This window comes from Limnohabitans sp. DCL3 (assembly GCF_048019295.1).
GTDB lineage: Bacteria > Pseudomonadota > Gammaproteobacteria > Burkholderiales > Burkholderiaceae_C > Limnohabitans_A.
Genome location: NZ_CP171842.1, coordinates 1,141,871 through 1,164,221, shown reverse-complemented (window position 1 = coordinate 1,164,221; position 22,351 = coordinate 1,141,871). Strand labels below are relative to the sequence as shown.

At 62.6% G+C, this 22,351-nt stretch carries 1 protein-coding gene; it reads right to left on the bottom strand.

Annotation, left to right across the window (positions count from 1 at the left end; all coding sequences use genetic code 11):
* Positions 1–3: 3 nt before the first annotated feature.
* Complete coding sequence (locus ACHEXK_RS05230; protein ID WP_416548305.1) at positions 4–22,350, bottom strand: YDG domain-containing protein; 22,347 nt, start codon at positions 22,348–22,350, stop codon at positions 4–6.
* Position 22,351 lies beyond the last annotated feature (1 nt).

The following is a 22,351-nucleotide window of genomic DNA, read 5'->3' as shown; positions in this document are numbered from 1 at the left end:
AACTCAAGATTTCCAAACCATTCGCACTTTCACGTGTTCACGGCCTGCGCGCATGATCCATTCCAAGGGATATCGACGCGCCATAGACGACTTCAACGTCAAGGTCGCGTCTTGGCCAGACCAGCGGATACCGTCCAACCCGCCGGGTATTGAACTTTCAAACGTCAGCAAAGCGCCCGCTTTCGCCATCCAGTCCAGCAAAACTTCAGGCAACTCAATTTTGACATCCCCTGCCGCATGGTTCAGCACAACGTGCACCGCACCTGGCAATTCGCCTTGCGGCAGTTGAATCAGCGTCACCTGATAGGGCTGGGGCGTGTTGGCGATCTGCAACCTCAAATCCGAGGGAACTCTGTCACCCGATCCCAACGTTGAAGGTACGCCCGACATGGAGCTGGAACCGGCAATCAACGTCACGGGTCCTGCGAAACGGTTGCCCACATCGTTCAGCAGCACATGGCCCGTGCCCGCATCCAGTCGGGTGGCGCCCTCTACCACCACCGGGCCGGTTTGCGTCACATCGGCGTCGGCTGTCGTGACCTGCCAATCACCGTCCACCTGGGAGGTGCCCAAGCTCATTGGCCCCCCGCTGCTGAGCGTGGCATTGCCCATGGCCGTGACACTGACCGACAGTGGCCCTGCCGCACGGAGCGACACGTCGGCGCCAGTCACCGTCACTGGACCACTGAAGGTGTTGCCCGTGTTGGACAAATTCACATGGGCAGCTGCGCCGTCTTGGCTGGCCGACAAAAATGCCGGGCCACTCACACTCAGCACCGTACCGTCCGTTTGGGTGATGCCGCCGTTCGTGCTGTTCACGTTCAGGACGCCACCAACGCTCAAGTGACCCAGCACCACAGGGTCAGCCGTTGCGGCCATCGTCACGTCGCCCACCACGGTCATACGGCCTGAACCCGTTTGGCTGAATGCCGTACGGGTGCTCAAGCTGCCTGCCGACAAGGTGCCTGCCAACTGGTTCAAGCTGCCCAAGGCCACTGCACCAATGCTGGCCAATGTGCCCCCCGTCTGAGTCAGGGTGTTGAGTGTCACCCCGCCAGACCCCACATTCAGCGCCCCGGCAGACAGCGTCAAACTGCCGGACGTGCCCAGATGGTCCACACTGACTGGACCCGCTTGTGCAGGAGAAACCGCCGCATTGTCAAAGTTCACTGTCACGCCCACAGGGATCGTGACATGGGCCACGTTGGCCAAGTCCGGCACAGCACCGCCCGCCCAGTTGGCCGGGTCAAACCAACTGCCCGTGCTGCCGCCCACCCAATTCACCTGCGGCAAGCGGGTGATATTCGCTGAGGCACTGTCGCTTGCGTTCACGGTGTAGTTGCCCGCATCGGTACCGCTCAAGCTCACACCGGTGACCGATACCGTCTTGCCCATGCCCACATTCTTATCAGGAAAATGGGCCGAAGAGACAACGCGCAAAGCATCACCATTGAAACGGTTGTCCGTCGAAGTCACCCAGGCCTCGGTGTTGCCGTCGTAGACCTTGTCTGCGGCCACGAAGGCAACTGTCAATGGGGCCTTGCCAATGACCATCGCGCCATCCACAAACGTCAAGTTGTAGTTGCTGTCCGTGCCGCTGGCGGTGGTGGTGTAGGTGCCGGCGTTCTTTTCTGTGCGACTGGCGCTCACGCCGCTCAGCACCGATGCGCTCTCGCCGCCCACCAAACCGCTGGCCGTGAAGCCACTGGCCGTCTGGTTGGCACCGTTGTAGGTCAGCGTTGCACCGTTGGCCGTCACCGTCGCGTTGGCCTTGCCAATGACCATCGCGCCATCCACAAACGTCAAGTTGTAGTTGCTGTCCGTGCCGCTGGCGGTGGTGGTGTAGGTGCCGGCGTTCTTTTCTGTGCGACTGGCGCTCACGCCGCTCAGCACCGACGCAGTCTCGCCACCCACCAAACCGCTGGCCGTGAAGCCACTGGCCGTCTGGTTGGCACCGTTGTAGGTCAGCGTTGCACCGTTGGCTGTCACCGTCGCGTTGGCCTTGCCAATGACCATCGCGCCATCCACAAACGTCAAGTGGTAGTTGCTGTCCGTGCCGCTGGCGGTGGTGGTGTAGGTGCCGGCGTTCTTTTCTGTGCGACTGGCGCTCACGCCGCTCAGCACCGACGCGGTCTCGCCGCCCACCAAACCGCTGGCCGTGAAGCCGCTGGCCGTCTGGTTGGCACCGTTGTAGGTCAGCGTTGCACCGTTGGCCGTCACCGTGGCGTTGGCCTTGGCAATTTCAAAGTGGTGGTCCTCAATGCTCAGTTTGTAGTTACCCACATCGGCACCCGAGACAACCAAAGCGGAGCCATAAGTGCCTGCGTTGCGCTGGCTCACCGCGCCACTGACGGTCACATCATCGCCACTGAGCACACCACTGGTGATGCCTTGCGTCTGGGTGCTGGCGTTGTAGGTCGTCGTGGTCGGTACCGCTGCTACCGTGATGGCCAAGGGTTGTACCGTCAAATTGCCGGTGACCGTGGCCGTGTTGGCGCTCAGGTTGTTGGTGGTCTTGCTGAACTGCTCTACCGCCAAACCATACGAGCCCTGATTCAGACGGCCGCCTGCAGACGTGGAGGTGCCCGTGGGCGTCACCGCAAAGCTCACTGTGCCGTTGGCACCGTCAGCGTAGGTGTAGACCGTCGCACCGCCCACAACGGCTTGACCGCTCAAGCTCAGGTTGTTGATGGTGCTGCTGTTCTCATCCAAATACGACACCGACGCGATCGGGTTGTGGCCTGCTGTGCCGTACGTGGTGTTCGTGCTGGTGGTGCTCACGAGCAACTGCCCGGCCGGCACGATCGTGAAGGTTCCAGGCACATAGCTCACCGTGTAATTGCCAATTGCAGCGTTGCCGCTGGGCACCAGCACGCCAGGGTACACCGCAGCCGTCTCGACGCCCGCGTTGGAACGCACAAGGCGCACGCCTGCCGTCACGCCTGCACTGTCGGGCGAATCGCTGCCCAGAAGGCCCGTCACGGCATAGCCCTTAAAGTTGGCCGAATCCAATTGCGTCACAAACTTGGCATCGTTGATGGCCGTGACCGTGAGCGGTGCGGGTGTGATGTCGGCTTGGCCTGTGGCGATGGTGGACGACAACGCATAGTTACTGGACAAGCCACTGCCCAAGGTGATGCCTTGGGCGGTCACTGTCTTGGCTGTGCCCACATTCGCATCGGCAAAATGGTACCCCGTGGCCACCGCACTGGCTGCAGCCGCATCCACGCTGAACACGCCGGCCAGGCTGACGGCACCTTGGGCTGTCGGTGTTGTGTCGTAGACCTTGTTGCTGGCTGTGATGATGGGCGTGACGGTGGCTTTTTGAATGACCATCGCGCCATCCACAAACGTCAAGTTGTAGTTGCTGTCCGTGCCGCTGGCGGTGGTGGTGTAGGTGCCGGCGTTCTTTTCTGTGCGACTGGCGCTCACGCCGCTCAGCACCGACGCAGTCTCGCCACCCACCAAACCGCTGGCCGTGAAGCCGCTGGCCGTCTGGTTGGCACCGTTGTAGGTCAGCGTTGCACCGTTGGCTGTCACCGTGGCGTTGGCCTTGCCAATGACCATCGCGCCATCCACAAACGTCAAGTTGTAGTTGCTGTCCGTGCCGCTGGCGGTGGTGGTGTAGGTGCCGGCGTTCTTTTCTGTGCGACTGGCGCTCACGCCGCTCAGCACCGACGCAGTCTCGCCACCCACCAAACCGCTGGCCGTGAAGCCGCTGGCCGTCTGGTTGGCACCGTTGTAGGTCAGCGTTGCACCGTTGGCTGTCACCGTGGCGTTGGCCTTGCCAATGACCATCGCGCCATCCACAAACGTCAAGTTGTAGTTGCTGTCCGTGCCGCTGGCGGTGGTGGTGTAGGTGCCGGCGTTCTTTTCTGTGCGACTGGCGCTCACGCCGCTCAGCACCGACGCGGTCTCGCCGCCCACCAAACCGCTGGCCGTGAAGCCGCTGGCCGTCTGGTTGGCACCGTTGTAGGTCAGCGTTGCACCGTTGGCCGTCACCGTGGCGTTGGCCTTGGCAATTTCAAAGTGGTGGTCCTCAATGCTCAGTTTGTAGTTACCCACATCGGCACCCGAGACAACCAAAGCGGAGCCATAAGTGCCTGCGTTGCGCTGGCTCACCGCGCCACTGACGGTCACATCATCGCCACTGAGCACACCACTGGTGATGCCTTGCGTCTGGGTGCTGGCGTTGTAGGTCGTCGTGGTCGGTACCGCTGCTACCGTGATGGCCAAGGGTTGTACCGTCAAATTGCCGGTGACCGTGGCCGTGTTGGCGCTCAGGTTGTTGGTGGTCTTGCTGAACTGCTCTACCGCCAAACCATACGAGCCCTGATTCAGACGGCCGCCTGCAGACGTGGAGGTGCCCGTGGGCGTCACCGCAAAGCTCACTGTGCCGTTGGCACCGTCAGCGTAGGTGTAGACCGTCGCACCGCCCACAACGGCTTGACCGCTCAAGCTCAGGTTGTTGATGGTGCTGCTGTTCTCATCCAAATACGACACCGACGCGATCGGGTTGTGGCCTGCTGTGCCGTACGTGGTGTTCGTGCTGGTGGTGCTCACGAGCAACTGCCCGGCCGGCACGATCGTGAAGGTTCCAGGCACATAGCTCACCGTGTAATTGCCAATTGCAGCGTTGCCGCTGGGCACCAGCACGCCAGGGTACACCGCAGCCGTCTCGACGCCCGCGTTGGAACGCACAAGGCGCACGCCTGCCGTCACGCCTGCACTGTCGGGCGAATCGCTGCCCAGAAGGCCCGTCACGGCATAGCCCTTAAAGTTGGCCGAATCCAATTGCGTCACAAACTTGGCATCGTTGATGGCCGTGACCGTGAGCGGTGCGGGTGTGATGTCGGCTTGGCCTGTGGCGATGGTGGACGACAACGCATAGTTACTGGACAAGCCACTGCCCAAGGTGATGCCTTGGGCGGTCACTGTCTTGGCTGTGCCCACATTCGCATCGGCAAAATGGTACCCCGTGGCCACCGCACTGGCTGCAGCCGCATCCACGCTGAACACGCCGGCCAGGCTGACGGCACCTTGGGCTGTCGGTGTTGTGTCGTAGACCTTGTTGCTGGCTGTGATGATGGGCGTGACGGTGGCTTTTTGAATGACCATCGCGCCATCCACAAACGTCAAGTTGTAGTTGCTGTCCGTGCCGCTGGCGGTGGTGGTGTAGGTGCCGGCGTTCTTTTCTGTGCGACTGGCGCTCACGCCGCTCAGCACCGATGCGCTCTCGCCGCCCACCAAACCGCTGGCCGTGAAGCCACTGGCCGTCTGGTTGGCACCGTTGTAGGTCAGCGTTGCACCGTTGGCTGTCACCGTCGCGTTGGCCTTGCCAATGACCATCGCGCCATCCACAAACGTCAAGTTGTAGTTGCTGTCCGTGCCGCTGGCGGTGGTGGTGTAGGTGCCGGCGTTCTTTTCTGTGCGACTGGCGCTCACGCCGCTCAGCACCGACGCAGTCTCGCCACCCACCAAACCGCTGGCCGTGAAGCCGCTGGCCGTCTGGTTGGCACCGTTGTAGGTCAGCGTTGCACCGTTGGCCGTCACCGTCGCGTTGGCCTTGCCAATGACCATCGCGCCATCCACAAACGTCAAGTGGTAGTTGCTGTCCGTGCCGCTGGCGGTGGTGGTGTAGGTGCCGGCGTTCTTTTCTGTGCGACTGGCGCTCACGCCGCTCAGCACCGATGCGCTCTCGCCGCCCACCAAACCGCTGGCCGTGAAGCCACTGGCCGTCTGGTTGGCACCGTTGTAGGTCAGCGTTGCACCGTTGGCCGTCACCGTGGCGTGGGCTTTGTTGATCGTACTGGTGGTGTGGTCCACGTAGCTGATGGCGTAATTGCCCGTCATGTCGGCATCGACTGAATCCTTGATGCTCACCCCAAATGCGGTGACCGTCTTGTTGCCCGTGCCTGCGTTCTTGTTGGTGAACGCCTGGTAACCTGTGCCATTGACGACGTCACCTGCTCCTGCCAATGGCCCCACGGTACCCGTGCCGGTGGCTGTGGTCGTGCCGTCGTAGGTCTTGCTGACCGCTGTGGCCGTCACCGTCAGCGCCGCCTGGCTGATCGTGCTGGTGGTGTTGTCCACGTACTGGATGTCGTAGTTGCCCGTCGTGTCCGCGTTGCTCGCGTCCTTGATCGTCACACCCGACGCCATCACGGTCTTGTTGCCCGTGCCCGCGTTCTTGTCGGCATAGACTTGTCCGCCGGCCGAGGCGAGCACATCGCCCGCACCGGCCAGCGCACCCACGGTGCCGCTGCCACTGGCGCTGGTCGTGCCATCGTAGGTCTTGCTCACCGCTGTGGCCATCACTGTCAAGGCGGCTGGATGGATCGTGCTGGTCGTATTGTTCACGTAACTGACGGTGTAGTTGGCACCGTTGTTGCCGTCATTGACCGTCACGCCACCGACACCCACCGACTTGTTGGTGCCCGCATTCTTGTTGTCAAAGGCAAACGCACCGCCAGTGATGGTGTCGTTGGCAAACAGCGTTCCGCTGCTCACGACAGCCATGCCATTGGCCGCGTTCGTGCCGTCATAGGTTTTGACAACCGCGTGGGTGGTCACGCTCAGGTTGGCCGGTGTCACCGTGTAGGCCGATCCTGTGGTGCTCAAACCGTTGTAGTTGCTTAATGCCCCTGCATGAACAGGCGCGCCCAAGACCAGTCCTGTCGTATTGAGCAAGGGCATGGCCGTTTGCACGTTGGCCGTGACCAAGTTGTCGCTGCCCCCTGACCCCGTGACTGCAAAAATTTCGCCATTGACGCCCGTGGCCGTTAAGGTGGCGCCAGCCACCCGTTGGCTGCCGTCGTAAGACCTTTGGCCCGTCAGAACCAAATTGGCCTTGCTGACGGTGCTGGTCGCATCCACAAAACTGAAGCTGTAATTGCTGGCACTGCCCTCGCCCATCACCGGGCTGCCGGGTGTCACGGTGTATGAACCAACCTGTGCCACAGCGCCAGGGACGACGCCCGCGCCCGAGGCCGTGGTGGACACGGCAGAGACCCACTCACCCGTCGCCATCGCCGTGGTCGAAAACCCAGTCGCATTGGCAAGCGCAGTGTGCGTGCTCACCCCATCGTAGGTGCTCACGCGCGCCAAGCTCGACACCACCACCGCCTTCGGGTCAATGTCAGCCGTGGTCGTGCTTTGGGTGCTGGTCAGCACATAGTTGCTGGCCAAACCACCGTTGCCATCCGCCAGACTGTATGCACTGGCGGTCACCGTCTTGCCCGTCTGTGCCGTGGCGTCATCAAAACTGGCCGTACCCGGCAGCAGGGTCAAGCTTTCATGGGCCACGCCGGTGTCCACAGAACCCCATTGGGTCACCACCACGCTCGTATTGCCATCGTAGGTTTTGTTGGCCGCTTGCAAACCACTGAGCGTCACAGGCTTGGGCATCACCGCGCCCACCACACCAGAGACCGTGGTGGGCAAAATGTAGTTGGACAAAACGGTGCTGCCCTCGGCCAGGTAATCGGCAGAAGTCAGATTGACCGTGACCAATTTGGCGGGACCTGCATGCGGGCTGTCGTAAGTACCGGTGGTCTTTGTGACCGAGGCCCCATCAGATCCAATCCAACCTGAAAAAACGTAATTGTCGCTGGTCAGCGTGGCCACATCCGATCCGTCATAGACCTTGACCACAGGCCCTTTGAGTGACAGATTGACCGCCGAAGCCGTCAGCGTGACAGGATCGATCGACAAGGGCGCGTTCTCATAGGTGATGGTGTAGTTGTTGCTGGACAGACCCCATGGCGTGATGGTGTAAGCCCCTGCATTGATGGCACCTTGGCTGCTGCCTCCATAGGACACGCTACCGCCCAGCACAGAAGGGTCTTCGTTGTTGACGAAACCACTGTAGATCACACCGTTGCCACCTTGGTATGCCATCCCGTTGTAATACAGGCGATCGCTTTGGGCTGTCACGGTCAAAGCTGCGGGCGTGATGGCGGCATTGCTGCCCGAGATGCTGTTGCCTGCACCCAGAACATAGTTGCCACTGTCAACGCCGCCGAGCAACAGGTTGTTGACCGAATAGGCGGTGGTGCCGGCGTTCGGCCCCTCATAGGCGGCATGACCCGAGACTGCGACCTTGTCGGCACTTTGTGCGCCACTCAAACTCAGCACCAGCCCAGGCATGCTGAGTGTGCCGTCGTAGGTCTTGCTCAGGCTACCCGAAGGGACGACCGCGAGTGATTGCGGCGTCACCGTCAAAGCCCCCGTCACCGTGATGTTGTTCTTGTAATTGATGCTGGTGTTGTTGATGCTACTGGCCCCCAGCTGATACCCACCGAAGACATTGATTTTTCCTGCGCTGCTCAAGCTTGTGCTGAGTGCGCCGACAGAAAATGACGTGCTGCCACCGTCGCCGTCGGTCAAGCCAAACTGGGTCCCCACGATGGCAGCGCGCGAGGTCAGGTCAATGACGGTGTTCGTGCTGCTCTTGAGGTACTGCGCCGACAGGATCGAATACACCGGATCACTGCCATATGTGGCGGTGGTGTTGGCCAGTTTCACCAGCAATTGATCGGCCGGCACAATGGTGTAGTTGCCGGGCACATAAGTGATCTGGTAATTGGTGTTGGTCAAGCCCGGGATAGACGCCTGCAAAACCCCGTTGTAGGTTCCCGGCGCCGACGCCCCGCCAGCACGGGCGATGCTCACTGTGCCCAAGCTGCTCATGCTCTGACCTGTTGCCAAGCCAGAGTAGCTGTAACCGGCATAACCCACGGCATCCGCTTGGCTCACAAAGCGGGCGTCATCGGTCACGCGGATGGTCAGGGGCCTGCGAGAAATCGACAACGTGCCCGGTACGTAGGTGATGTCGTAGTTGGCCGCCTTGAGGTTAGAGACAGCGATGCTGTAACTGCCTGCATTGGCTTTGTACTGCGCGCTTCCCCCCCATATGGACTGAGCCGGATTGAGCGTGGTCACAGCCGCCGAGGTGTCATTGCCCAGCAAGCCGGTGTAAGTCAAGCCATTGCCACCCACAAAAGTGCCGCCGTCGTACACCTTGGTGTAGTCTTTGGCGGTGATTGTCAAGGGCGCGCGGGTCACGGTGATGCGTGGGTTGACACCCGCATAACCCAAAGCTTCGGCCCCTGCCGTCTTACTGGCCTCATAAACAGCCACGTCGTACAGGCCACTCGTGCTGTTGGGGCCAGCCGCCAATTTGGTCGCGGCGTTGCGCAACACCAGCGCCTGGCTCACCACGGTTTGATCGCCGTTTTGCAAGCCCAAGGCGTAACTACCTGTGGTGCTGTAAGTCGACAAATCCCCCGACGTGTTGTACACGGGCGTCTGACCATAAACGATGCTTTGATCGGCCTGTGCGCTCCAACTCACGACAGGTTGATCTCGGTAAACCGCATACAGGCCTTGGCCCAAACTGGCGGTGTAATTTTTCGTGCTTTCATCGGAGCCGTAACGGTAGTGGCCATTGCCTGACCCCACCAAAGCCGTCACACCGGTGCTGCCGCCCACCGAGCCGGTGTAGAAAATCGCCCGGCCATACGTGCCCACAGATACAGTGCTGCCCCCCGTGATGATGACGTTGCCACCTGTTGCGTCCAGCGCAGACTTGTTCTTTCCGGCAGTGAGCGCCACGGCAGCGCCCAGCCATGGCATGTTGCTCGAGGTCGTGGTCGACACATTGGCGGCGACTGTCAGGTCCCCCGTCAAGGTGGCGATGTCCATGTAATTCGAAGACGACACACCCGTGGTCACGCCCACGGTGCCCAAAGTCAACGGGCCCTGGTTGAGCACGGTGACTTGCCCCAAACCCGTGCCCGCAAAGGTCGTGGTGTTGGTGGCAACGGTCACCGATGTCGCACCGGAACCCACCACCTGGACAGCGGGGGCCGTCAGCAACACATTGCCTAATGTCCCCACTGGGCCATAAAAACTGACCACGCCTGTTGCCATCATGTTGGCGTTCATGCTGGTTTGGCCATAAACCGTCAACGGCCCTTGCACAGACAAATCAGAAACCAGGTCAATGGACGTGGTGTTGCCCAAGCGTCCGAGCGTGACCGATGAGGCACTGGCGGCTATTGGAGGAACCAGCATGCCCCTCGTGAACGAAGTGCTGCCCACCAGTGGCTCGAGCGTGACCGCACCGGTAGTCTGGATATTGTTGCTGCCCAAAGTGGTCCCAAACAGCAGGTTGCCGCCTTGCACCGTCACCGGGCCTGTCTGATCGGTGCCGCCCAAACGCACATAGTAGTAAGGCAGGAAAGACGGGCTGGCAGAAGGACTGCCGACACCACTGGTGGCCACCAGTTTGAGGGCGCCACTGGCAGTCCGCAGTGTGGTGTACTGGTTGCTCCTGCCACCAAAAATCGTCACGCCGTAATTGTTGGAACCTGTGCCGAGCCCCCCGCCCGTGCCCGTGACGGTGACCGAGCCACTGCCGGTGGCCTCGATCACGCTGGCTGGGGCAAGGTTGTCAACCGTGCCCGAACCAATTTCGACGCCATAGTTGTGTGATGTGCCGCTGCTGCCGCCACCGGTTCCGGTGATGGCCACAGCACCCGTGGCCGACACATTGACGGCATTGCCCACAAACACACCCTTGGCGCCGGCCGAAGTGTCGCCCTTGCCCACCACCGTGATGTTGCGACCGCTCAGGTTGGCATAGGTGCCCAACAACACGCCCCTGGCCCCGACGGCCGGACCACTGTCTGCCGAGACCCCATTGCCCCCACCCAGCACGATGTCACCGGTGCTGGCGTTGATTTTGGCATTGGCCGATGTCGACGTACCGGCCGACAGCGTGATCGAACCCACCCCGTTGGCATCGCTGTCGGCCCAATACGTGATGTTGCCGCCCGAGCTCGACACCGTGGTGGAGGCATTTTGAACAATGCTGCCGGGGGTCTTGATCACCAAGGGACCATTGCCCATGGTGATGTTGTCGCCCATGGTGATGTCCCCCGTGCTGGTCACATCGAGTGAGCCCGTGGCCGTCAGCGTTTTGAGCGTCACGGCAGAGGTGCTGATCAGGCTGGAATTGCCACTGAAGGCCAGCGTGCCGCCGGTTTGCGTCAGTTGGCTCAAGTTCACACCGCCCGTGCCCACACCCAAAGTGCCCGAGGTCACCGACACGCTGCCCGCGCCAGTGAGCGAATCGATGTTGACCGTGCCGCTCTGGGCTGGTGACAGCGCTGTGCCGGCAAAGTTCACCGCCTTGCCAGAAGGAATCACCACATTGGCGACGTTGGACAAGTCCGGCACTGCACCACCGGCCCAATTGGCCGGATTGAGCCAATCGCCCGTGGCCCCGCCTGCCCAGGTCACCGAATGGAGGCGCGTGATGTTGCCCGTGGTCGTGGTGTTCCATCCACCCGCACTGAGGCTGTAGTTGTTTGCGTCGGTGCCAGTCAGGTTCAAACCCGACACCGACACGGTCTTGCCCGTGCCCACGTTCTTGTCGGCAAAAGCGCCTGTGGCAGTCAGCAACAGAACATCGCTGCCTTGGCGGTTGTCAGTGAAAGAGAGCGTCGCGACAGGGCTACCGTCATAGACCTTGTCCACTGTGCTCACATTGACCATCAAGGTCGCTCGCGTGATGTTGGCGCTCAAGCCCGTCGGCTGCACCACCTGGTAGTTGTCTGCGTCCCTGCCGCTGAGCGCCACCCCCGACGCGGTCACCGCCTTGTTCGTGCCCACATTTTTGTCGGCAAACTGGCCCACCGCAGCGCTCAAATCCACGCTGACCAGATCACCCGCCAGCGGCGACACCAAGGCCGTCCCACTCAAAGTGGTCGCTGTAGTGGCGTCATAGGTCTTGTTCTGCGCCATCACGCCCGTCACCGACAGGTTGGCTTTGCCGATGTTGGCCGTCAGCCCGCTGGGCTGCACCACCTGGTAGTTGTCCGCGTCCGTGCCGTCCAGCACAAAGCCCGTCACGGTCACCGCCTTGTTCGTGCCGACGTTCTTGTCGGCAAACTGGCCCGTCGCTGCGCTGGTGTTCACCGTCACCGTGTCGCCCGTGATCGGCGCGACAGCGGCTGTGCCCATCAAAGTGGCGGTGGTGTCCCGGTCATAGGTCTTGTTCTGCGCCATCACGCCCGTCACCGACAGGTTGGCTTTGCCGATGTTGGCCGTCAGCCCGCTGGGCTGCACCACCTGGTAGTTGTCCGCGTCCGTGCCGTCCAGCACAAAGCCCGTCACGGTCACCGCCTTGTTCGTGCCGACGTTCTTGTCGGCAAACTGGCCCGTCGCTGCGCTGGTGTTCACCGTCACCGTGTCGCCCGTGATCGGCGCGACAGCGGCTGTGCCCATCAAAGTGGCGGTGGTGTCCCGGTCATAGGTCTTGTTCTGCGCCATCACGCCCGTCACCGACAGGTTGGCTTTGCCGATGTTGGCCGTCAGCCCGCTGGGCTGCACCACCTGGTAGTTGTCCGCGTCCGTGCCGTCCAGCACAAAGCCCGTCACGGTCACCGCCTTGTTCGTGCCGACGTTCTTGTCGGCAAACTGGCCCGTCGCTGCGCTGGTGTTCACCGTCACCGTGTCGCCCGTGATCGGCGCGACAGCGGCTGTGCCCATCAAAGTGGCGGTGGTGTCCCGGTCATAGGTCTTGTTCTGCGCCATCACGCCCGTCACCGACAGGTTGGCTTTGCCGATGTTGGCCGTCAGCCCGCTGGGCTGCACCACCTGGTAGTTGTCCGCGTCCGTGCCGTCCAGCACAAAGCCCGTCACGGTCACCGCCTTGTTCGTGCCGACGTTCTTGTCGGCAAACTGGCCCGTCGCTGCGCTGGTGTTCACCGTCACCGTGTCGCCCGTGATCGGCGCGACAGCGGCTGTGCCCATCAAAGTGGCGGTGGTGTCCCGGTCATAGGTCTTGTTCTGCGCCATCACGCCCGTCACCGACAGGTTGGCTTTGCCGATGTTGGCCGTCAGCCCGCTGGGCTGCACCACCTGGTAGTTGTCCGCGTCCGTGCCGTCCAGCACAAAGCCCGTCACGGTCACCGCCTTGTTCGTGCCGACGTTCTTGTCGGCAAACTGGCCCGTCGCTGCGCTGGTGTTCACCGTCACCGTGTCGCCCGTGATCGGCGCGACAGCGGCTGTGCCCATCAAAGTGGCGGTGGTGTCCCGGTCATAGGTCTTGTTCTGCGCCATCACGCCCGTCACCGACAGGTTGGCTTTGCCGATGTTGGCCGTCAGCCCGCTGGGCTGCACCACCTGGTAGTTGTCCGCGTCCGTGCCGTCCAGCACAAAGCCCGTCACGGTCACCGCCTTGTTCGTGCCGACGTTCTTGTCGGCAAACTGGCCCGTCGCTGCGCTGGTGTTCACCGTCACCGTGTCGCCCGTGATCGGCGCGACAGCGGCTGTGCCGCTCAACGTGGCAGTGGTGCCACGGTCATAGGTCTTGTTCTGCGCCATCACGCCCGTCACCGACAGGTTGGCTTTGCCGATGTTGGCGAAGGCGGCGAGCTGGTCGGTGATGCTGTAATTGGCCGCATCTGTTCCACCATACGTGCTGCTCAAGTTCACCGTCTTCCCGTCGCCAGCACTGACGGTGGCAAAGCTGCCGGTGGCTGACACCGTCACCTGGTCGCTGCCAATCAGGCCGGTCTTGACCACACTGGCGGTGCTCACCGTGGCCGTGGTGCTGCGGTCGTAGGTCTTGTTGGACGCGGTGATGCCACTGATGCTCAAAGGCGCCGTGGTGATGCTGGCCGACGTGCTGGCACTGGTGCTGGTCAACTGGTAATCGCCGACCTGGGAACCGAGACTCACCCCGGTCGTCGAGACCGAGCTGACCGAGAGTCCGCTGGTCGTGAGGGTGGTGGCGAGCAGCACGTTCTTGTCGTTGTAGCTGCTGGCGCCCGAGGCGGTGACGTTCACCACATCCGAACCGGCTGCACCACTGGTGGAGAAGGTGGGCACAAAGCCCGTCGGCGCTGAAGTCGAACCGTCATAGGTCTTGGTGACACCGATGTTGGTCAACGTCACCGTGATGTCGCGGGCCTGGACCGTGAGCGGCGCATGGCTCGCGTCCATGCTGGGCAACTGGTAGTTGTTGGCCAGCCCGCCTGTGCCATCGGCCAGCGTGGCCGCGGTGATGTACTTGCCACTGGTGTTCACGTGCGCGTCCGATCCCGTGGCAGCGCTCACCGTGAGCGACTCATTCGCCACCCCGGTGGTCACGGTCACCTGCGCGTTGGTCAGCGCAGTGGTGCCGTCGTAGGTCTTGGTCGCACTCAGGCTCACCGTGCGGGGCGTGATGGACACGCCCGAAGCGATGGTGGCCGTGCTGCTGGCCAACTGGTAATCGGTGGGCTCCGAACCTATGGGGCTGGAGATGCCCGAAATGCCCAGCCCCGTCACGGCAATGCTGCTGGCGGTGGCCACGTCCTTGCTGTTGTAGGTGGCCCCGGTTTGGCTCAGCGTCACGGTGGCGGCGCTGTCACCCGCCAGCAGCCCCGTGAAGGTGGCCGTGGGCGTGAAGACCGGTGCCGTGTTGCTGCCATCGTATTCACGGGTGATGCCCGTGTTGGTGAGCGTCGGGGTCAGTGTCACGGCGTTGATGGTGACCGGCGCGGTGGCCCGGCTGAACACCGGCAAGGCGTAGTTGGACGCCAGACCGCCGTTGCTGCCATCGCCCAGAGTCAGCCCAGTGATGTAGTTGCTGCTGTTGGCCGACACGTGGCTGGCGTTGGCCTGCGCACCCGTCACCGTCAGGGTCTGCGTGCCCACCCGGCCATTGACCGTCACCGCGCCCAGCGCTGTGCTGCCGTCGTAGTCTTTGCTGGCACTGAAGGTCAGCAGTTTGGGCGACACCGTCCAGTTGCGCGCCGTGCCTGCCCCGATCAGCATGTAAGCCGTGTTGGACACCGTGATGCCCGAGGTGTAGGTCACCGAGTATGTGGCCGCGTTGCTGCTGCTGGTGGGCAAGCCAGTCCAACTGGCCGAGCCCGAATAGTCAGACCCGGTCAGGCTGACCGGGCTGTCGCCCGTGGAAGACGTGAAAAAGCCCAGGCTGTAAACCGGTGCGTCGCCATACACGCTGGTGTACAGGCCCGTGGCATCGTACAGACGCGCATACACCCCGGTGGTCTCACTGACATTGGTGATGGGGCCTGTCAGTGATCCCGATCCGATTTTCAAATAGGCCGACGAACCCGCCGTGCCCGTCAGCGTGCCGAAGTTGAGGCTGCCTTCGGTCAGGTTGAAATACGCCCGGCTGCTGGCCGCCACCGTGGAGCTGGTGGAAGACAGGTTCAGCGAGGTGCCGGTGTCGACCGTGATCACGCTGTTGTTGTTGAGCGTGATGGCACCCGACCAGGTGTTGTGCCCCGCCACGTTGTGCAAAAAGCCGCCCCCAGCGGCGGTGCCACTGGAAGCCAGCGCCAGGCTCTTGCTTGTGATGTTGAGGTCGCTGCCGTCAAGCGCGCCCAACTCCAGCGTGGCCCCTTCGGGCACCGTGAAGGACGCGTTGCCCGTGCCCAAAGCCGTGTTGTTGGCCAGGCGGATCGTGCCGGTGTTGCCAGACGCATAACTGAGGGTATAGCTGACGCCCGTGTTGTTGCCTGCCAAGGTCAGTCGGCCTGTACCCGCTTGCTGCAAACCACCTGTGCCGCTGACCGCACCGCTCAGGCGAACTTCACCCCCACTGGCGGGCGTGAACTTTTGCGTCAGGCTACCGGTGGTCAGGGTGTTCGTCAGGTACAGGCTGGCATTGACAGCCGTGCTGAAGGTGATGCCGCCGTCCAAACTGCCATTGACCGCAGCCGAGATGGTGCTGGGCGTCGTGCTGGACAAGCTGGTCACAAAGTTGGTCGCAGTCACAGCGCCAACGGTCGCAATCGGGTTGGCAATGCTCACGCCATTCAGAGCCAAGGTCGAAGTGCCAGCCGCTGCCGTAGCGAAAGTGATCGTGCTGGAGCCCAGCGCCGAATCACTGCCGATCTCCAGAGTGCCACTGGTCAACGACGTTGCGCCGGTGAACGTGCTGCTGGTGCCTTGCACCACCTGGGTGCCGGTGCCCTGTTGGACCAACTTCATCGCCCCTATGGCCCCCGTGTTGGTGAACGTTCCACTGAAGACCGAGCGCGTGCTTCCTGTGCTCGAAAAATTCAGCGTCCCTGTAGATCCGGTGACTGTGCCGGAGCCGGTCAAACCCGCCACACTGTTGCTGAAAGTCGCCAGGTTCAAAGTCGCGCCACCGGCCACATTGAGCACACCGGTAGCCGATAGCCGACTGCTTCCGCCCATGGACCAACTGCCTGCCAGCACACTGGTGGTGCCCGTGCCCGTGATGGTGTTGCTCCATGTCGGCGAGTCGCTGCGTTTCAAGGCCAGGGTGGCGTTGTTGACCACTCCGCCCGTCAAACTGCCCGTCGTGCCGCCATCGCCCACCTGCAATATGCCGGCGCTGATGGTCGTAGACCCAGAGTAGGTGTTGCCCCCCGACAGGATCAACATCCCGCTGCCCGTCTTGGTCAGCGCCCTAGATGCACCGGATATCACCCCGCTCAGGGTCAATTGCGTGCCCCCCACATCCACGGTGCTGGACGAACCCAGCGTGATCGCGCCGCTCAGGCTGCTGGTGCCGCTGCTGGTTTGGAGGGTGCTGCCGTTGAGGGTCAAGACCTCATCCCCGAGGGCCACGTTCTGCACGTCCAGCACCGCACCGGCAGACACGGCGGTGCCTGCGGCTGTGGTGCCCAAGGCTGCCGCATGGGTCACAGCCAGCGTGCCCGCGCTCACCGTGGTGGCGCCGGTGTGGGTGTTGGCACCCGAAAGTGTCAGCGTGCCGCTGCCGGTCTTGGTCAACGTGCTGGTGCCGGTGCCTGTCAGGGCCGAGGCCAAGGTCACGCTCTGGCCGTTGGTGTCCAGGCTGTAAAGTTGCTGCAGCCCGGTGGCAAAACGGCTCGAATAGTCGGTGCTGTTGCTGACCGAAAACTGCAGAACCCCGCCGCTGAAGGTGATCGGCCCCACATTGGCCAGACTGCTGGCATCGCCGATCGCGTTGGCCGAGCCCAGGTTCAGTGTGCCGGCGGCCAGGGTGGTGCCACCGCTGTAGCTGTTGTTGCCGGTCAATGTGATCGTGCCGAAACCTGCATTCACCAAGCTGCCTGTACCGCTGATGTCGTTGGCCACGCTCAAGGTACCGACACGGTTGAACTTGAGGGTGCCGTTGTTGATCACGGCCCCGGCCACCAGCGAACCACTGCTACCCCCAGCCCCCACCTGCAGGGTACCTGCACTGATGGTGGTGCCGCCGTCGTAGGTGTTGCTGCCCGTCAAGACCAAGGTGCCGCTGCCCGTTTTGGTCAGGGCCATGCCCGTACCCGAGATAACGCCCCCAATGGACAGCGCTGTGCCTGTCACACTCACTGTGCTGCCACTGGCGCCCAGAGTCAGGCCGTAATTGAGTCCGATATTGGAGCTGCCCGTGCTGGCGCTCAGGGTGCCGCCATTGAGCAAAACAAAATTGGTGATGTCGGCGTTCTGCAAATCCAGCACCGCTCCGGCCTCGACCGTGGTGGTGTTAGAAGAGTTCCCCAGTTTGCCCGTGCTGGTCACCGCCAGGGTACCGGCATTGACAAAAGAGCCCCCCCCATAGGTGTTGTTGCCGGACAAGGTCAAGGTGCCACTGCCGTACTTGTAGAGTGTGCTGGTGTTGGATGCAATTTGCCCAATGCCAAAACCGGTGGCCAGGGTGATGTTCTGGCCGTTGGTGTCAATTTTGTAGCTCGTCGGGTTGGCCGTGCTGAAGCGTGCGGAATAATCGGCGTTGTTGTCGGCTGAGAACTGCAACACCCCACCGGTAAAACTGATGGTGCCACTGCTGCCGATCGCACTGGCCGAGCCCAGGTTCAGGATGCCACTGTTGATATTGACGCCCCCGCTGTAGCTGTTGTTGCCAGTCAAGGTCAGGGTGCCCGTGCCATGTTGACCCACCACACCGGTGCCGCTGATGGCCTGGGACCAAGTGATGTCGTCTGATCGGTAAAACTTCAGTGTGCCGTTGTTGGTCACGGCACCGGGGCCCAAGGTGCCCACCGTCCCGCCATTGCCCATCGACAGTGTGGCGTTGCTGTTGACGGTGGAGCCGCCCGTGTAGCTGTTGTTGCCCGTCAAGGTGAGGACACCTGTGCCTGCCGCAGTCACGCTGCCAGTACCACTGAGGACGCCACTCAAGGTCAGCGCGCCAGTACCGGCCTGCTTGACCACCCCTGTGAAGTCAAGGTCCAAGGCCAGCGTCACCGCGTCAGTGCGGTTGAAGCTCAGGGTGCCGTTGTTGGTGATCGTGCTGGCTGCGCTCAGCGTGCCGGTGGTGCCTGCGTTGCCAATCTGCAGGGTGCCCGCACTGATGGTGGTGGCCCCGCTGTAGGTGTTGGTCCCAGCCAGGGAGGTGGTTCCTGTGCCCGACTGGGTGAGTGTGCCCGTGCCGCTGATGGCCCCGGCCACCGCGATCGCACTGCTCGAATTGAAAACCAGACTGCTGTTGTTGGCCACGGCACCGCTGCCCAAGCTGCCTGCGCTGGCCCCGCTGCCCACTTGCACGGTACCGGCACTGATGGTGGTGCCACCGGAATAGGTGTTGCCCCCCGAGAGGATCAGCGTCCCGCTGCCCGTCTTGGTCAGCGCCTTAGATGGACCCGAAATCACCCCACTCAGGGTCAATTGCGTGCCCCCCACGTCCACGGTACTGGCCGAACCCAGCGTGACCGCGCCGCTCAGGGCGCTTGTGCCGGTGCTGGAGATGAGGCTGCCGCCGTTGAGCGTCAGGGTCTCGGCCACCCCGGTCACGTTTTGCAAATCGAGCACCGCACCCGAGGCCACCGTGGTGTTACCCGCCGTGGTGCCCAGCCCCGCCGCACTGGTGACCGCCAACGTGCCCGAACTCACGGTGGTGGCGCCAGTGTAGGTGTTGGTGCCCGAGAGGGTCAGTGTGCCGACGCCGAGCTTGGTCAGCGTGCTGGTGCCGGTGCCTGTCAGGGCCGAGGCCAAGGTCACGCTCTGTCCGTTGGTATCCAGACTGTAGGACTGCGCAACGCCGGTGGCAAACCGGCTGGAATAGTCGGTGGTGTTGCTGACCGAAAACTGCAGCGTGCCGCCGCTGAAGGTGATCGGAGGGACATTGGAGAGGGTGCTGGTGTCCCCGATCGCGTTGGCCGAGCCCAGGCTCAGTGTGCCAGCGGCCAACGTGGTGCCGCCGGTGTAGCTGTTGTTGCCCGTCAGCGTGGCGGTGCCGGCACCGTATTTTTGCAGCACACCCCCGCCACTGATGGTGTTGCCCAGCGTGAACGCGTCGGTGCGGTCGAGCTTGAGGATGCCACTGTTGCTGATTGCACTGTCCGCGGCCAGTTCGCCGCTGCTGCCGCTGTTGCCCAGCACAAGGGTTGAACTGACACCGATGGTGGTGGCGCCGGTGTAGGTGTTGGTCCCGGTCAATGTCAAGGTGGTGGCGCCCGACACGGTCAAGTCACCCGTGCCGCTGATGGCACCACTGTAGGTGGTCGAGCTGCCCGTGTTGTAGATGAGGCTGCTGCTGTTGTTGACCACGGTCGAGGCCATGCGTCCCCCCGTGTTGATCTGCACGGTGCCTGCACTGATGGTGGTGGCACCGCTGTACGAGTTGTTTCCGGTCAGGTAGAGGAGGCCGCCGCCCGTGATGGTCAGGTCCATGCCTGCGCCGGAGATCACACCGCTCAAGGTCAGGGGAACGCCCGAAGCCACCTGGATCGTGCTGCCTGCGGCGCCCAAGGTCACGGCCCCGCTCAGGCTGCTGATGGCACCAGCGGCTTTGAGCGTGCCGCCATTGAGCGTCACGGGTTCGGCCCCCACGGCCACGGCACTCAACTCCAGCGTCGCGCCGGCCGCCACCGTGGTGCCTAAGCTTGTGCTGCCCAGTGCCGCAGCGTTCTGCACGCTGAGCGTTCCCTCGCTGACCGTGGTGGCGCCCGTGTAGGTGTTGGCTGCCGTCAGGCTAAGTATGCCGCTGCCATATTTTGTCAAGGTACCGCTGCTGCTCGACAGCACCGACTGCAAGGCCACATTCACACCGTTGGTGTCGAGTTTGTAGGCCTGACTACTTGCGTTACTGAAACGTGATGAGTAATCGGTATTGTTATTGGCCGAGAACTGCAAAATACCGCCGCTGAAGGTGATAGAACCGCTAGGGCCCAGCACATACAGATCGCCCAGATTCAGGGTGCCGGCGCTCAGTACGGTGCCACCGGTGTAGCTGTTGTTGAAGTTGGTGAGTGTGATGGTCCCTGTGCCCTGTTGCTTCACGCTGCCCGCACCGCTGATGGACGCCGCCACCGTGAGTGCATCGGAGCGGGCGAGGATGAGCGAGGTACCGACACCGAGACTCACCGAGCCTGTGCCCAAGGTGCCCGTGGTGCCATAGTTGCCAATCTGCAACACACCATTGGTCACGGTGATGGCGCCGCTGTAGCTGCTGTTGTTGCCTGTCAGTTTGAGGGCGTTGCCCGTGAGCGTCATCGTGCCCGTGCCACTGAGGTCGTTGGCCAAGGTGTACACCGCAGCAGCGTCGACGGTGATGTTCGCGTTGTTGACCACAGGGCCCGAGCCCAGGCTGCCTGGCGCATAAACCACAGAACCGGCGCTGAGTGTGGTGCCACCGCTGTAGGTATTGCCCGTGAGCGTAAGTGTGCCCGCCCCCAGCTTGGTCAGGCTGCCCGAGCCGCCGATGGTCCCACTGTAGGTCGAATTGCCAGCCTGGTCGATGGTGAGGTTGCTGCCAACAGCCCCGGTGGTGATGGCTGACGAGCCAGTCACGCCGCGGTTGGCGATCAGCGTCAGCTTGTTCGCCGATGTCCACGACACCGCGCTGGACACAGTGATGTCGCCCATGCTCGCACCAGCTGTTCCGGTGTTGGTGGTGGTGATGGTCACATCCCCGTTGTTCAGTGCCGTTTGCAGCGTGGTCACGTTCACAATGCTGGTGGCGGCACCGGAGTTGGGGGTGTAAGTGCCACTGATGTCGGTGTAACCGCTACTGGCAGAGCTGCTGATCGTGATGTTGGCCGGGTCCAGCAACCACTGCCCAGCCTGACCCGAGCCGCTGCCCTGCGTTTGCACTGCCGCCTGTTCACCCACTTGCAACGTGTGGCCCGAGGTTTCCACCTGCCCGCCATTACCGGAGCCTGAGCCCTTGGCCTCGATGTGCCCTTCGACCTGCGTGAGGCCGTCAGCCTTGTAGACATCGCTCCAAAGGACCACCTTGCCACCATCGCCCTGCCCTGTGGCATTGGCCTCGATGCTCGCGCCTTGTGCCATCGTCACCTTGGTGGCCTGGCGCGTGTCGCCTGTGCCTTGCCAGTCGCCCCCCACCAGCACCGTGCCGCCGCCTGTGGCGCCGCTGGCTTGAATCTGGCTCGTGCCTGTCAGCGCAATGCTGTCGCCCATCAGCACAATCTTGCCGCCCTTTTCTGTGAGGCTGGTGGCGCTGAGTTGCCCGCTGTTCTTGACCACCGAGCCTTGCAAGCTGGCCAGCGCGTGCGCCGACAAGATGATCTGCCCGCCTTCGGCCAGCACCGCGCTGCGGTTTTCCACCAGGGCCGCAATGGCCTGGGGCGTGGTGGTGATGCCCACCAAGCCTGTACCGGTGTTGTTGAAGTTCAGCGTGATGGCCTCGCCCGAGGCCAGCGCCACGGTGCCCGCTTGGGCAATCACAAGCCCTTGGTTGCGCACCTCGGGGGCCAAGAGCGCAATGTAGCCACCTGCGGCGGCGCTCAGTTGACCATCGTTCACCACGCTGCCCGTGCTGCCGCCTCGGTTGAAGCTGGCTTGGCCCGCCATGAACTCGTCCGCGTTGGCCTTGCCGGTGGTGGCCACCAAACCGCCCACGTTGACCTGCGCCGTGGGCGAGAAGTACACGCCGTTGGGGTTGCTCAAAAACACTTGTCCGTTGGCGCCGATCTGGCCGTAGATCTGGCTGGCGTTGTGGCCCAGGATGTTGTTGAGCGTGACCGCGCTGCTGCTGGGCTGGTTGAACTGCACCTTGGCTTGGCTGCCCACGTTGAAGCTGGCCCAGTCGATGACGGCGCGTGGGCTGCTTTGGTTCACGCTCATGAGTGCGGTGCTGGCACCTGAACCCGTGCCCGTGACGATGTGGGCGCTGCCGCGTGTGACCACGCCACCTTGTGGCAGTTGATGGGCAGGCGGCGGTGCCTGCTGCGCATACAACAAGGTGACGATGCCCGACAGGGCGAAACTCGCCAAGGTCCCACCCACGGCGGTGCCCAGCACTTTGCCGGTGCTGGCAGCGCCCTTGCCGGCACTGCGTGCCGTCTCTGGCACTGCTTGCAGTTGTTGGGTGCGGCCAGATCGTTTGAGGCGGTAGACGTGGTTCATA